The organism is Clostridium sp. CM036, from assembly GCF_055081135.1.
Genome location: NZ_CM143652.1, coordinates 2,475,938 through 2,490,915 on the forward strand (window position 1 = coordinate 2,475,938; position 14,978 = coordinate 2,490,915).

At 30.4% G+C, this 14,978-nt stretch carries 13 protein-coding genes; 1 reads left to right on the forward strand and 12 read right to left on the reverse strand.

Translation table 11 applies throughout. The annotated features are described in order from the left end of the window. Positions 1–27: 27 nt before the first annotated feature. Genes ACWJKE_RS11675 through ACWJKE_RS11690 form a run of 4 tightly spaced genes read right to left on the reverse strand, consistent with a single transcriptional unit; the run spans position 28 to position 3,161 of the window. The gene (locus ACWJKE_RS11675; protein WP_216303380.1) at positions 28–1,083 is read right to left on the reverse strand and encodes a CotS family spore coat protein; all 1,056 of its coding nucleotides are present in this window, start codon (positions 1,081–1,083) and stop codon (positions 28–30) included. Positions 1,084–1,115: 32 nt separating this feature from the next. Beyond that, positions 1,116–1,868: a protein kinase family protein gene (locus ACWJKE_RS11680; RefSeq protein ID WP_220286858.1), complete on the reverse strand. Its 753-nt coding sequence runs from the start codon at positions 1,866–1,868 to the stop codon at positions 1,116–1,118. Between the two features lie 53 nt (positions 1,869–1,921). Further along, positions 1,922–2,146: a hypothetical protein gene (locus ACWJKE_RS11685; protein WP_216303382.1), complete on the reverse strand. Its 225-nt coding sequence runs from the start codon at positions 2,144–2,146 to the stop codon at positions 1,922–1,924. 4 nt (positions 2,147–2,150) lie between these two features. Further along, positions 2,151–3,161: a CotS family spore coat protein gene (locus ACWJKE_RS11690; protein WP_462953346.1), complete on the reverse strand. Its 1,011-nt coding sequence runs from the start codon at positions 3,159–3,161 to the stop codon at positions 2,151–2,153. A gap of 185 nt (positions 3,162–3,346) precedes the next feature. Here ACWJKE_RS11690 and ACWJKE_RS11695 point away from each other — a divergent pair, with 185 nt between their 5' ends. Beyond that, on the forward strand, positions 3,347–4,480 hold the full coding sequence (locus ACWJKE_RS11695) for a glycosyltransferase family 4 protein (protein ID WP_462958837.1): 1,134 nt from the start codon (positions 3,347–3,349) through the stop codon (positions 4,478–4,480). A 108-nt stretch (positions 4,481–4,588) separates the two neighbouring features. Here the strand turns inward: ACWJKE_RS11695 and larB are convergent, their stop codons facing one another. The 8 genes from larB to ACWJKE_RS11735 all read right to left on the reverse strand — a co-directional run bounded on the left by larB (position 4,589) and on the right by ACWJKE_RS11735 (position 14,970). After that, entirely contained in the window at positions 4,589–5,335 is a 747-nt protein-coding gene (gene larB, locus ACWJKE_RS11700) for a nickel pincer cofactor biosynthesis protein LarB (protein ID WP_216303385.1), read from the reverse strand. A 57-nt stretch (positions 5,336–5,392) separates the two neighbouring features. Then, positions 5,393–6,646, reverse strand: coding sequence for a nickel pincer cofactor biosynthesis protein LarC (gene larC / locus ACWJKE_RS11705; protein ID WP_462958838.1), 1,254 nt, complete (start codon positions 6,644–6,646; stop codon positions 5,393–5,395). A gap of 200 nt (positions 6,647–6,846) precedes the next feature. Further along, positions 6,847–8,436 (reverse strand): alpha-amylase family glycosyl hydrolase, encoded by a 1,590-nt coding sequence (locus tag ACWJKE_RS11710; protein ID WP_216303387.1) that lies wholly within the window; start codon positions 8,434–8,436, stop codon positions 6,847–6,849. 47 nt (positions 8,437–8,483) lie between these two features. Beyond that, positions 8,484–9,521 carry a LacI family DNA-binding transcriptional regulator gene (locus tag ACWJKE_RS11715; protein WP_462958839.1) on the reverse strand — a complete coding sequence of 346 codons (1,038 nt, stop codon included), beginning with the start codon at positions 9,519–9,521 and terminating at the stop codon, positions 8,484–8,486. 91 nt (positions 9,522–9,612) lie between these two features. Next, on the reverse strand, positions 9,613–10,692 hold the full coding sequence (locus tag ACWJKE_RS11720) for a glycoside hydrolase family 130 protein (protein ID WP_216303389.1): 1,080 nt from the start codon (positions 10,690–10,692) through the stop codon (positions 9,613–9,615). Next, the gene (locus ACWJKE_RS11725) at positions 10,679–12,946 is read right to left on the reverse strand and encodes a hypothetical protein (RefSeq protein WP_462953350.1); all 2,268 of its coding nucleotides are present in this window, start codon (positions 12,944–12,946) and stop codon (positions 10,679–10,681) included. The genes ACWJKE_RS11720 and ACWJKE_RS11725 overlap by 14 nt, the downstream gene beginning before the upstream one ends. Before the next feature lie 58 nt (positions 12,947–13,004). After that, the gene (locus tag ACWJKE_RS11730) at positions 13,005–13,976 is read right to left on the reverse strand and encodes an ABC transporter ATP-binding protein (RefSeq protein WP_462958840.1); all 972 of its coding nucleotides are present in this window, start codon (positions 13,974–13,976) and stop codon (positions 13,005–13,007) included. Position 13,977: 1 nt separating this feature from the next. Next, positions 13,978–14,970, reverse strand: a complete 993-nt coding sequence (locus ACWJKE_RS11735) for an ABC transporter ATP-binding protein (RefSeq protein WP_216303391.1) — start codon at positions 14,968–14,970, stop codon at positions 13,978–13,980. Positions 14,971–14,978 lie beyond the last annotated feature (8 nt).

Below are 14,978 nucleotides of genomic sequence, written 5' to 3' on the forward strand. Positions count from 1 at the left end.
TAATTACAACTATGTAGGGCTTTTAAACTAACAATTATAATGATTCTTAAAGGCCTCTAAAAACCCTTCTCTGTCTTCTCTGCCTTCCACTTTCTTCTTTAATCTGCTTAAAAACACCTCTTCACTCCACTGTTTTTTCCTTGTATAATAATCTCTAGCTATACTGTAAAAGTCCTCTGGAAAGCTAAGCATGCCATACAATACCTTTAATTCCCGATTATCTAATGGTAATACTTTAATATATTCGCTTAAAATACCATTGGCCTTTTCTATATCATAAGCAGAATTTTTGATGGCTTTATTTGTAAAGTTACAAATATCATGCACCTTTAAGTCTATAACTGCATAATCAAAATCTAAGAAATATACATCTTCCCTATTAATCAATATATTATGGTGAGCTAAATCATGATGGCAAAATACAATTTTCTCTTTTTCCTTGCATAAATTGTAATAATCTGATTCGCTTAGAATATCTATGCTTTGCATTATATTTTTCTCATAATATTCCTCATGTTCTAGAAATATATAATCAAATTCATTTTTATTTTCATTTCGAGTTGCTATGCTTTTAAAGAACATAAGATCATTTAATTTTTTTTTAAAATTTTGTATTATTCTACCACATAAGTACCGTTGCTCATTTTTTGCGAGTAACCTTTCAAATGGACCTTCATATACAAGCCCTTCCGATGCCTTATGAAGCTCAGCTATTGCCCTAGACGCGAGCATTACATCCACTGGGTTACTATACTCGCACTCTCTCCCTTCTACTAAATTCATAATACAATATATATCATTTTTCCAAGGGACATATATGAGTTTGGATTTTGTCTTTTCGAATTCAATGATCCTATTAAAATTATTATTTCTAATATACTCAATCGCATAATTAATGAATTCAAGTTGGGAAATGCTATAGTTTACTTTTTTTAAAACCTTATCACCTTTATCCGTATTAAGTATGAATACTTTTCTTACCGGAATAACATCATCAACTACTAGATCGAACTCGCTAAATAAATCTACATCTAAATCATATTTACTTAAATAAGCCTTATCTTTAAATCTAACATCTAACATGTTCTCACCTCTTTTATCATTGCATTAATAACTTAAATTAATGAATCCCCATCTTGAATCAAAGCCTTTATAAGTTTCTCAGAAAACCTTTCTTCATTCCAATTCTTTTTACCTGCCCGATGCTTATTACAACATCTCATGAATTCATGAGGGTAAGAAATTAAAGCTATTAAAAATTTTGAACTTCTTGTGTCTAGCCCTTCAATGTAGCAGAACTCTTGAGTAAGATTATGAAAATCAAGTTTCACTCCTTTTCTTTTTAACTTACTAAGCAAAAGGAAACAATCCATTTCCACCATATTGTAACTACAGTCTTTAAAACTAACCACTTCAATAAAATTATTTTTTCTAATATTTTTAAAATCTGTATTTCCTAAGCATATTTCGCAACGCCTCATGCTTCTTGTTATAATCCCTAAATAATCTGATTGGTATACTTCTCTTATACACCGCTGCCCTCTATCTATAACTTCCTTTCCATATTTAACAATTAATTGTTCAAATGAATTTTTCGGTTCATATTTTATAATATTATTTATGTCTCCGGCCAACTTTTTAATAGAAATTTTATAATCCTCTATGATTTTCCCTGTATTGTTATTTAACTTATTCCTTAGGTACCCATTAAATCCAAGAGATTTTTCATGCAAAGCATAAATAGCACGAAATTGTTCTATTATTGCTTCTTCAGTTACGTCTATGTTCTTAGATTCAATTTCACCTACATTTTTAATACCTTTAAACATCATATAATCTGAAAATTCATTATAGATGCTTATCGCCACTCGCACCACCTCAATTTAAATCTATTAGTCAATTGATATATAATAGCCAAGTACTATCTGGTCTTTTTATAATTTTTGTCCATTTTCTTTAATATCTCTCTTTGCTGCAATTCAAGCTCACTAATTTTCTTTTTCCTTTTTCTTATTTTTTTCAGTTTTTTAACTTCCTCTTCCATATTCTCGAGCCTTATGTCATATTCCTCTACAGTGGATTCCTGCGGATCAATTACATCAATTTCAAGCTCATCAATGCACCCATCCTTTTTATTTTTCCCCACAATACTACCTCCCATATTTTATTTTTATGAATTTCTCAATAAAAATTTGCTTATCCACTCTATCCTCACGCATTTTTTCAAGTTTCCTTAAGAAAAACTCCTCTCCCCAATCCTTTTTTTCCCAATAATATTGAATTCCTATTTGCCAATATTCCTGAGGAAATTCCATAAATGCTGCCATTACTTCTATATCACTTTTATATATCGAAAATGCATCATCATACGCTTCCATTATAAAAAGCGCATTTTCAGGACTCCATTTGCCATTCTTCATTCTTCGTATTAGAAGGCTACTTAAATCATGTAAATGAGTGTCTAGAATACAATAATCAAAATCAATAACATTCACGCCACCACTTTTATCTAATAATACATTATGATGAGCATAATCGTGATGGCAGAATCCCCTATGTTTAATTTCTCCTTTCATCTTACTTACATATTCACTTTTGCATAAATTTTCTATTGATCTATTACTCCGTGCGAGCTCTTCCCCCATTATTCTTAAATAATCGCTATCGAATTCCGTAATGCATTCTTTTTCACCTATTCTTCTTTTAAAATCCAATATTTCTCTTTCTCTAGTTTTAAAAGTTTCTATCCATTTAAGCCATCCTATTCTGGGCGACATGTCCGGCGTAACTTTAAAATTCAAACTTTTTTTATGGAGCTCTGCAAGCTTTAAAGTACATAATTTTATTTCCACTGGATTATCATAATTACATTCCCTTGCTTTTAGCCAAGGTGTTAAATAAGCGTATTTATTCTCAATGGCTATATACTCCTTGTTATCGATAGTCTCAATAATTTCCGGTATATTTTCAAAACCATTGCCCTGCAGATGTTTTATTGCACCAATAATAAATAAAAAATGCTTAAAGTCATAATTAATGATTTTCAAACAATACATGTCATTCTCAGTTTCTATCCTGTAAACATTTTTTATTTTCACTATATCATTAATACAAAGAGAATAATTATCTTGTACCGTCTCCTTTACTTCCTGGATTTCCAAATGCATGCCTCCGCAATATTGTTCTATTGCAGTATATGAACTTTCTCAATAATTTGTGCTTAATTATATTTTTATAATTAGCACACTTTTTAAGTAAAAACAATATATTAATATATATTGTCTTTCAAATGAAATTTATAATTATAAATATAGGGTTTTTATAATAATTTTAAGGAGTGAAACCTATGAAGATTGCAATTGATGCTAGAGGCATCAATTTCTATAGTGGAACAGGTATAGGAACTTATACCGAAAATGTGTTTAAAAATTTAATTAACATAGATAATGTAAATAATTACCATGTTTTTTGGTCAGGCAACAATTATGAAATTATAAAAAAAGAAAACTGCAAAATAGTAATGACCTCTAAAAAGCATCAAAGATTTTTTGAAGATTACTATTTTCCAGAAAACATTTCAAAAGAAAACATAGACATATATCATATGCCCCAAAATGGTATAGGTTTTTCTCAGGAAATAACTTGCAAGAAAGTAGTCACGATACATGATTTAATTCCATATGTTATGCCCGAAACAGTAGGCCGAGGCTATTTGCTGAAATTTTTAAAAGAGATGCCAATGATTATAGGAGGCTCTGATGGGATAATAACTGTATCCGAATTCTCTAAACGCGATATTTTAAAATTTTTCCCAGTAGACGAAAGTAAGATTTTTGTAACTCCTTTAGCTGCAGATAAAAAATATGTTCCTTTAGAAAAGGTCCACTGTAGGAATTTCCTAAAAGCTGTATATAATTTAACAGATCCCTTTATACTCTACCTAGGAGGATTTAGTGAAAGAAAGAATGTGGCTTCTGTCATAATTGCTTTTTCTAAAATATATAAAGATTTAAATAAAAAGTATAATTTAGTTATTGTAGGTGGCTATAAAGATTCCGGTCAAAAACTCATAAAACTTGCGAATGAATTGAAAATAGGCTCGCATGTTATTTTTATCGGTTTTGTACCTGAAGATCATTTACCACTTTTCTATAATTGCTGTGATACTTTCATCTATCCATCTTTTTATGAGGGCTTTGGACTCCCCCCTTTAGAGGCAATGAATTGCGGCACTCCTGTAATAGCATCTAACCTTACTTCTATTCCCGAGGTAGTGGGTGACGGTGGGATTTTAATAAATCCATATGATATCTCAGAGATGTCTCTCGCCATAGGTAACTTATTAAGTAATGAAGCTCTAAGATCAGAATTAAGTTCTAAAGCATTAATAAGATCTAAAAAATTTTCATGGCAGAACACTGCACAATGCACTCTCAAAGTCTATGCAGATATATACAATCGCGAATCCCCTGCTCAATAAGAAAAGTATATATTACTGCAACTATATTTTATGTAATATACACTTTTCAAACACACCATAATTAAGGCTTGCATAATGAGTATGCAAGCCTCCTTTTTAAAAATTAATTTATAGTTTATTGATAATACTTGCTAAATATCCTGCGCCAAAGCCATTGTCAATATTAACAACACTAACTCCACTAGAACAGCTGTTTAACATTGATAGCAATGCCGAAAGTCCTTTAAAATTAGCTCCGTATCCTATACTAGTTGGAACAGCTATAACTGGTTTATCCACCAAGCCTCCAACTACACTAGTTAAAGCGCCTTCCATTCCCGCCACAGTAATAACTACCTTCGCGCGCCTTATAACATCTAGATTTTCAAACAACCTATGAATACCCGCTACTCCTACATCATAAATTCTTTCAACTTTATTCCCAAAGATTTCTGCTGTAATAGCTGCCTCTTCCGCTACTGATATATCAGAAGTTCCTCCTGTTACTAATGCAATATATGTACTTGGAATCTCTACGTCCTTTTTTTTAATTACAATTGTTCTTGCAAGTTCATTGTACTCAGCATCATCACATACCTCTTTTACCCCTTCATACATGATCCTAGAGGCCCTTGTACCAAGAATATTTATATCCTTAGTAATCATTAAACTAACTATACCCTTTATTTGATCCACAGTTTTCCCTTCACAATATATAACCTCCGGGTAACCAACTCTAAGTTCTCTATGATTATCGATTTTTGCAAATCCTAAATCTGAATAAGACAAATCTTTTAACTTATCTACACCATCATCAATGGATATATTACCATTTTTAACGGACTTAAGGAATTTCTTCATTTCTTCTGTATTCATATATTCTCCACCTTTTTTAATTTAAGCTTACAGTTTTATGTTTTTATATCTATAATGTTATATTTCATTCCTTAATGTCTCATATACTTTGCTTATAGGGAGTCCCACACTTCGGGCTATTTTCTTACACTCCTCATATTCTAACTTATTCTTTATTTTTTCACCTTTGTAGTAAGCTTCTTTCACAGTAACTTCACCATAGCTAGTGTTCATTTTAGTAAATTCTCTTTGGAGCATTGTTTTATGTACTTTAAAACTTCTTACTCCAAATGTAGTAGTTTCTTTAAATAATACTTCTTTCATCCTTTCAATTTTATCTTCTTTACATAAAACACTTATTTTTACGCCTGGTCTGCCTTTTTTCATTATAATTGGAGTTAAGTATGCATCCAAAGCACCCTTTGTAAAAAGCTTATCAAGAATATACTCATATATCTCTGGATTCATATCATCTATATTACATTCCACAATTTCTTGAAATACTTCCCCTTCATTTTCTTTCTTTTCAGTATCAGACAAATTATTTACCTCTTCTACTAACATGACCCTCAGTACATTAGGAATTTCAGTATCTCTGTTACCAATGCCATAGCCGATCTTCTTAATAATAAAATCGTTATCATCTTTGAATTCAGAGACGTTAGCTGCAAGAATTGCAGCACCTGTAGGTGTTGTAGTTTCAAAAGGTACAGCTCCCATTTTTACCGGTATCCCCTTCAAAATTTCCACAGTAGCAGGTGCTGGTACTGGTATAAGTCCATGATCACATTTAACAAACCCACCACCAAGTTCTATAGATGAGCTCATTATTTTATCAACATTTAAATGACTTATGCAAATAGCAGCTCCTACTATATCCACAATAGAATCTATTGCACCTACCTCATGGAAGTGAACTTCATACAATGTTTTTCCATGAACCTTTGCCTCAGCTCTCGCAACCCTCATAAACATTTTTTTGCTTAATTCTTTCACTTTAGAACTTAACTCACTACAATCTATAATTTTCTCAATATCTTTAAGGTTTCTATGTTCCTCATGGCTATGATTATTGCTCACATGCCCATGAGAGTGTTCTCCTTCACTTCCATCCTGAGTATGTACATGATGATGCTCCTCTAAATCTACATCCACCTTAGTGCCCTCTATACCTTTTCTACTATCTCTCGATACTTTTATTTCATACCCATTTATATTTAGCTTTTTTAATTCCTCGATTAAATATTTCTCGTCTATACCTAAGTCTAGCAACGCTCCTAAATTCATATCACCACTAATACCTGAAAAACAATCATAATAAAGCATTTTCATTCTCATCCACTCCATTTCTTTTGTATTTATCTCATTGTACCAAATAAATAAATATTATAGGTTATATATATATAAATTATAAAAAAATATGCACTTATTATTATGCGATATATTTATTACTATGTCTGACTTTTTTATTTAAATTCTAAAACAAAAGCCTTAATAATTGAAAAGAAATAGGTATATCTGCTTTGATATACCTATTTCTTTTCAATTATTATAAAATCAAACTGATTCAATTTCAGCCCATTTTCTATACTATTGCTACAATATAAAACTTGACCAATGCTATTTTCTATATATACCTTAATACCAAAGTTAATTACAATTCTAATTACTTCATTATGAAGTTCTCTTTCTAAAATAAGTATATTTTTCTTAAAGAAAATAGTTTTATATGTTCCATATAATAAACATGGATTATTATACCTTATTTTAATAAGGTCTTTATACAAGTATAATAAACTTTTTTTATTTTTTTTACAAACTTCTACTGATATGTCATCTACCTTATCTTCTATGTTTATCCAAGATTTACTCTTGCTAAATCCATAAAACTCCGAATTTTCCCATTGCATTGGACTTCTTGATTTATCTCTAGAACTCTTATTTGCACTAGCTAATGCTTCTTCTCTACTTTTCCCTTTTGAAATTTCTATATTATATTTTGTAATCCCTTGAACATCATTCATTTTGTTTATATCGAGGCAAACCAAATCCTTAATCCCAATTTCCTCTCCAAAATACATAAATGGAACACCATAAGTTGTTAATAATAAAGCTGCCATCGCTCTTTCAATTCCATTTTTCTCTCCATTTGGATTAAATCTTGAAACACTTCTTCCCATATCATGGCTATTAAAAAATATTGTTGGTATTTGCTCTGAATTGTATTCCTCATTCATAGCTTTAATTTCTTTATATATTTTCTCCGCTGAAAATTCCTTCATACTACCTAAGTTAAAATTGAACACTACGTCTAATAAATTCTTACCGGAGTAATTTTTCAGTTCAATTAACTCATCTGATCCAATTTCTCCTACGAGGAAAATATCTTCTTTTATTTCTCTTATATCTTTTACTAAAGTTTTTATAACGTCTATAATTCCATCTTGATCTTTATCATTTCTATGTATTTGTTCACCTTTTTCATCATATGGATTATCTTTATTAAAGTCATTTTTTATTGTTAAAAAGTTAATTACATCAAATCTAAATCCATCTACTTCCAGGTCAATCCAATATTTAAGTACATCTTTCATTGCATCATAGACCTTAGGTTCTGCCCAATTCAAATCTACTTGCTCTTTTGCAAATGCATGATAGTAATATTCCTTTGTTTTCTTATCAAATTCCCAAGCATCTCCACCAAAAAATGACTCCCAGTTGTTAGGTTTGTCTTTTTTCCATATATAAAAATCTCTTTTTTCATTATCTTTAGAGCTTCTTGATTCTTTAAACCATGAATGTTCACTTGATGTATGATTTAAAACTATATCAACTATTACTTTTATTCCTAAATCATGTGCCTTATTTATGAATCCTTTAAATTCTTCTAAAGTACCATAACATTTATCAATATTATAATAATCTGATATATCATAACCATTATCAACTTTAGGAGATGGATAAAATGGTGTAAGCCAAATCCCCTTAATACCTAATTCACTTAAATAATCTAATTTAGATGTTATTCCTTTAAAATCCCCAATTCCATCGTTATTTCCATCCATAAAACTTGACATATATATTTCGTAGAACACACATTCTTTCCACCACTTTTTATCCATGTTTTTTACTTCTCCCTATTTGAACAGATTATAAATTAATCTATACTTTACTCTTTTACACCTACTGAATCTCTTTCAATTACACTTACACTCATAATTATATTTTCATTTAGTTCGTTTTTATGATCTAACCTCCATAATAATTTATTTAAAGCTTTACGTCCCATTAATTCCTTTTCTACTCTCACTGTTGTAATATTAGGCACAACAAATGAGCTTAACACTATATCATCAAAGCCTACAACTGCTATATCTTGTGGAATTGAATATCCCATTTCCTTAAGTGATGAAATTAGAATAATAGCAGCATTATCATTTGAGCATACAAATGCTTCTGGCATATCCTTTAAGCACTTTATTTTTTCTTTTACCCATTCTAAATCTTGTCTTATTACATACTCTTCTAAATTATCTAAAACTGAATATCTATTTATAAAATCAATTATTTTATTTTCTTCCTTGAAATTTATAAATTTTTTCATAGCTTCTTGATATCCAAAAAATCTTTCCTTTACACTTAGAGAATATTCTAGCTCTCCAAAAAAACCTATTTTTTTATATCCACGATCTAAAAGTAATTTCGTAATCTTAAAGCTTCCAAGCTTGTTATCTGTCAAAATACTATCTGTACTTTCTAATAACGATGTATGATCTACTAAAACTACTGGCGCCTTATAACCTTTTAGCTTTATCAAATAATCATCATCTATTGCACCTATTACAACTACTCCACATACCTTCTTATGTTCAATGCAACTTGGAATATTTTCCTCATTTTCATCAATCATACACGTAATTATGTCGTATCCATTTTTTCTCGCTTCCTCAACTATCCCCATCATTATCTTAGAATAAAAATAATTATCTTCAAAATATAATTTTCTTATTAAAACACATATATTTTTACTTGCATATGACAGAATGAATTTAGTTGATTTTTCCAAATAACCAATCTGCTCTGCCACATCAAGAACTGTCTTTCTTGTTTCTTCACTAACTCCTGCCTTTCTATTTAATGCTAATGATACTGCATTAATAGATATATTTAATTTATCTGCTATATCTTTCATTATTACTTTTCTCATCTAATATCTCCTACCATAAATATACTATAAGGCTATCAGTTAATTTTATCAAATTATCTCCTGCGGAGCTACAATATTAAGGATTTATGTGTTATTTATCCATTAAAGTGAATATATCTTCTATTTTTATATCTGCTCTACAAACTTTATCATCTGCTGCGCCATAATATATTTTAACAATACCATCTTCAAATAAACATCCACATGTAAATACTACATTACCAAAAAAACCTTCTTTTTCATAGGTAGCTTTTGGTTCTAATATAGCTCTACTTGTTTTGGCTAATATTTTGCTAGGATCATTTTTATCAAGTAAGAATGCTCCTAAGCAATATCTATCATTTTTATCTGCTGCATGATAAATTTTTATCCAACCTTTTTCTGTTAAGAATGGTACTGCACCTCCTCCAACCCTTCCATTTTCCCATGCTCCTTCATTTGAACCACCATAAAAATGTTTTTGTTTTCCCCAATGTACTAAATCAGGTGATTCTGCTATCCACATATCTGCTCCGCCGATTGCACATGGAACGGGTCTATTAAATGTTATATATTTCCCGTTTATTTTTTCTGGGAATATAGTTACATCTTTATTTTCTGGGGCAAATATAATTCCATGTCTTTCATAAGTTTTAAAATCCTTTGTAGAAACTAACGAAGTGGCTGCACCATTTCTAGTCACAGATGTATAATTCACATAATATGTATCCTCTATTTTAGTTATTCTTGGGTCCTCCATTCCCCATTCTTCTTCTGAAGCTGTAAGTTTAATAAAAGCTTCATCTTCTATGATGAAATTTTCTCCATCCTTTGATCTTGCTATCCTTATATGTGATAATGAAGTTAAATAAGCAATTTTTCTTACTCCTCCAATATGCGTAATCCATAAAGAACGTGCATCTGAATAATCATATTGCGTATCTATTTCTTTATTAAATGAAACTATGTCTATTACATCTTTTCCATCTATGTTTACTACTACAGGTATCTTTACTTCATCTTCCTTATCAACTTTAACAGATTCTGCAACTCTACATAATAATAGATATTCATCATCATATTTACAAACACCACAGTTAAATACGCCATCAACTTTAAAATCTTCTCTACTTGGTTTCACGTCACTTGGTTTTATAAGGGGATTCATATTACTTCTTTTAGCAAAACTCATTATTAACACACCCTTTTGTTTTTCTTATTCCTGCTACCTCTAATGCTGTTATTGCAAATACATTCCAAGAAAAAACCCTTATAGATTTCCATAAACACCCTTCCTTAGATAAATCCGTTGGTAAAAATTCATGACTTACCGGATCATCTTTAATTAGGTTTATCTCTCTATCCATTCTATTTAAAATCCTGTTCTTATAGTCATCTAATCCATATCTCACTCCAACTGCATATGCCATTATCTCTTCTCTAAGCCAGCTACCACCATTATAATATACTCCATCACTCCAGCTAAACTTTTCATCAAAAGGACTATCAACCCCACTAAAATACTTGTTATTAACATGTCCTATAAAAGTTGCGCAATCATTAATAACTGGTATTTTTTCAAGTGTATTTTTTACAATTCCCTCATTAAGTAACCCTTCATTAAAGAACCATAATGAAACAAATTCAGGCATCAAATCACCTACTGATATAGCATCTTTATAGTCTAAAGTATTTAATAAGTATCCTTTTTCATTGCTATAAAAGCTTTTATACCCAATATTAGCTTTCTCTATATAATCATCTGGCACATCTATGCCTAAGGCCTTAGCAACTTTTAATGTCACTGCAAATACACCCTGATTAACTGATACACTTGATGTTTTTCCACCTTCAAAATATGTTTGAACATCATTTTGACCTAATACAAAATGTGATTTTGCTATACCATCACCATCTTCATCAAACTCATTAATACAATAGTTATAAGCTTTTTTAACTTTGCTCATATTAGGTTCTATTCCATACTTGATTTTATTTATATATGCCCACCATATCCATTCACAAGTAGCTTCGTTACCTTTTACTTCTAAGCTTCCCATATATGGGGTTATTATGGTTCCTATTGTTCCATTTTCATTTTGAGTTGAACCCCACTTTTCCCAAAGTTTTTTGCTCAATTCCTTATCATTTACCCCCGCTACACTCCAAAAAGAATCTCTATTATACATATCTGGGGCATAATTTAAGCTAGGTACATTTAATGGCAAAAAGTCATATGCACTAGTTATCCATGTTAACATCTGCATATCTGCAAAAAGAATTTTTTCAACATCACTTCCATTAAACCCTAACCCATCTGCTAATAACACTTGGCTGTAGTAACGTATATCTCGAAGACCATCCATTTGCTTAATAAGTATGAATAACTTCTTCTCACAACTTTTACCTTGTTCCAACCTATGAAATGGTTTTTCTATACCATTTACCTTAGTTACCTTTAAGTTTTTTATATCAATAGATTCATTATCATTACTCTTTATCACTAAGAGGCTCTTTTTATTTTCCGTATTTGATAGTATTAATCCATCTTGGAAGCTAGTCCATGTTTCCTTATAAGATGGTATATTATTCTGATAATCAAAACCATGTACTTCGTAATTATCTTTTGTTAATTCTTTCAAAACAACTACACTTAATTCTCCATTTATCCTATGATCAAAACTTATATCATAATACCCATCTTCAAGATCTAGTGTTATGATTAAACTTCCTTCATTATCTTTATTTATAAAATCATTATCTACTTCAACAACTTCTTTTTTCCCGTTATTAAAATCTATTAATTCTCCTAAAGTTATCTTCACATAATGATCACCTTTTTCTCTATCAGATAAAGTTGAAACTCTATAAAGATTAATATCACAAGCCTCTTTTATTGCTGTAAATCCTAGTTTGTTATAATGTGGCCTTCTTCTAATATTTCTTGTCCAATAATTTCTGTGTCCAGCATCTGTCAGCAATCCAACATATGCTTTTCCCACTACATATCCCGCTGCTGGAAATACTTCTCTCACCACACCACCATTGTTATTATCATTATCAAAACTCCAATAACATTTTGGCTCCTCACTTGGAATTATAGAGTTCTCTATACTATAAAACAGCATAGGTATATTTGTTTGCTTAAGTATTATTCTTTTCTCCACTAAGGCCTCATTAACTACTTTATAAACAACTTGAATATCTATATACGTTTCTAGCATCTTGCAGTAATATCTACAATTACAGATAATTTCATTTTCATAATAACCAACAGTATCAATATCTATATTACTTATAACCTCTCTATATGATCTATCTTCATTTTCTATAGTAATCTTTATATTTTTAATATCATCCTTTGCTACAACTTTGTTACTATTCAACAAACTTACTGTGTATTTCTTGTTTTCATCTTTACTAATGTCTATAGAAATTCGCTCCACCGTAATAACACACTCCTATTTGCTATATTAAATCATCCCCTGATGAGCTGAAATGTCGTTAAATAGTTTCTGCATGGTGACATGCAACAAATCCATCCCCAAGTTTTCTTAGTTTTGGTTCTTCTTTTTCACATAATTCATTTGAATAAATACATCTTGGATTGAACTTGCATCCACTTGGTAAATCTTTAAGACTTGGAATATCCATTGTCTTTAACGGTAAGTTTGAAATCATATTTTTATTTTTTGGATTTGCAACTGGAACCGCTTTTAATAAAGCTTTAAAATATGGATGTTTAGGATTTGTTATTGCATCATTTATATTATTTAATTCCACAATTGATCCTAAATACATAACCAGAACTCTCCCCTCATTAGCTATATATCTTGCTGTAGCTAAATCGTGTGTTATGTAAACAAAAGAAATTCCATGTTTTTTGTTCATCCTTGCCATTAAATCTAATAACGAAATTCTTAATGATACATCTACCATCGATACTGGCTCATCTGCTACTATAAGCTTAGGTTTCACTAATAAAGCTCTTGCTAATAATATTCTTTGTCTTTGTCCTCCACTTAATTGATGCGGATATTTATGTAAAAACTGATCAACTGGAGTTAATTCTACTTCCTCTAGATATTCTGTACATAGATCTAAAGCTTCTCCATTTGTTTTAACAATTTTATGTTTTAGTATAGGGGCGCTTAATGATTGGAAGATAGTTTTATTTGGATTTAATGCTGCAAATGAATCCTGATGCACCATTTGCACCCCCATTCTAAAGTCCTTATAATCCCCCCTTTTTAGAACATTTATATCTGTTCCTTTATAAAGTATTTTCCCCTCTGTCGGTTTATGAACATCTGCGATAATCTTTCCTAAAGTAGTTTTACCACAACCACTTTCCCCTACTACAGCTAATATTTCACCGTCTCCAATTTCTAGATTAATATCCTTTAATACTCTAACCTGTTCCTTTCCTTCTCCAAAACTTTTACTTACACCCTCTATTTTTATTAAATTACTCACTTTAAATTCCCTCCCAGTACTTACATCTACTATAATGATTATCCTTTACCTTGATAAGCTCTTTACTATTTTCATCCGACCCATCACAGCCAACCTTTCCCTTATAAATACACCTATTTTTAAATCTACATTCACCTTTTAAATCTAACATATTAATAGGTGCCCCTTTTATAGATCTTCTTGTGGTTACATCATCATATAATGAAGGTATTGCAGCTAATAATGCTTTTGAATATGGATGCTTCGGCGTTTCGTATACATCTAAAACATCACCAACTTCTACTAATTCTCCTGCGTACATTACAGCTATTCTATCAACCATAGAGCCTATTATTGATATATCATGAGTTAAAAACACTATAGAAACTCCATTTTCTTTATTTATTTTTCTTAATATTTCCAATATATACCACTGAGTTATTACATCTAAAGCAGTAGTAGGTTCATCCAATATTATTAACTTTGGTTCAAGCAATAAACTTAATGCTATTAATACACGTTGCTTCATTCCACCACTTAGCTCAAATGGATAAGAATCTAGAACTTTTTCATCTAACCTAACAAAGTTCAATAACTCTTTTATACGGTTCATCATTACTTCATTAGATACTTTATCTAAATGTGTAGTATAAGTTTCAACAAAATGATCTTTTATCGTTGCTATTGGATTAAGTGAATTTTGTGCAGCTTGAAATACTGTTGATATATCTTTCCATCTATATTTGTTATATTCCTTTTCCGAAAGGGCTAATAAATTTACACCATTAAAATAAACAACTTCTCCGCTTGATATTCTACCTGGCTCTCTTACTAAATTTAACATGGCTGAAGCTAAAGTTGATTTACCGCTTCCACTTTCTCCTATTATCCCTAACATTTCACCTTTATAAATATCTAAAGTAATATTATCTGCGGCCTTTAAAACTTTATCTTCATTAAAATATTTTACGTCAAATTCTACAGTTATATTTTTACATTCTAATAATTTTTCCATACTCTCAC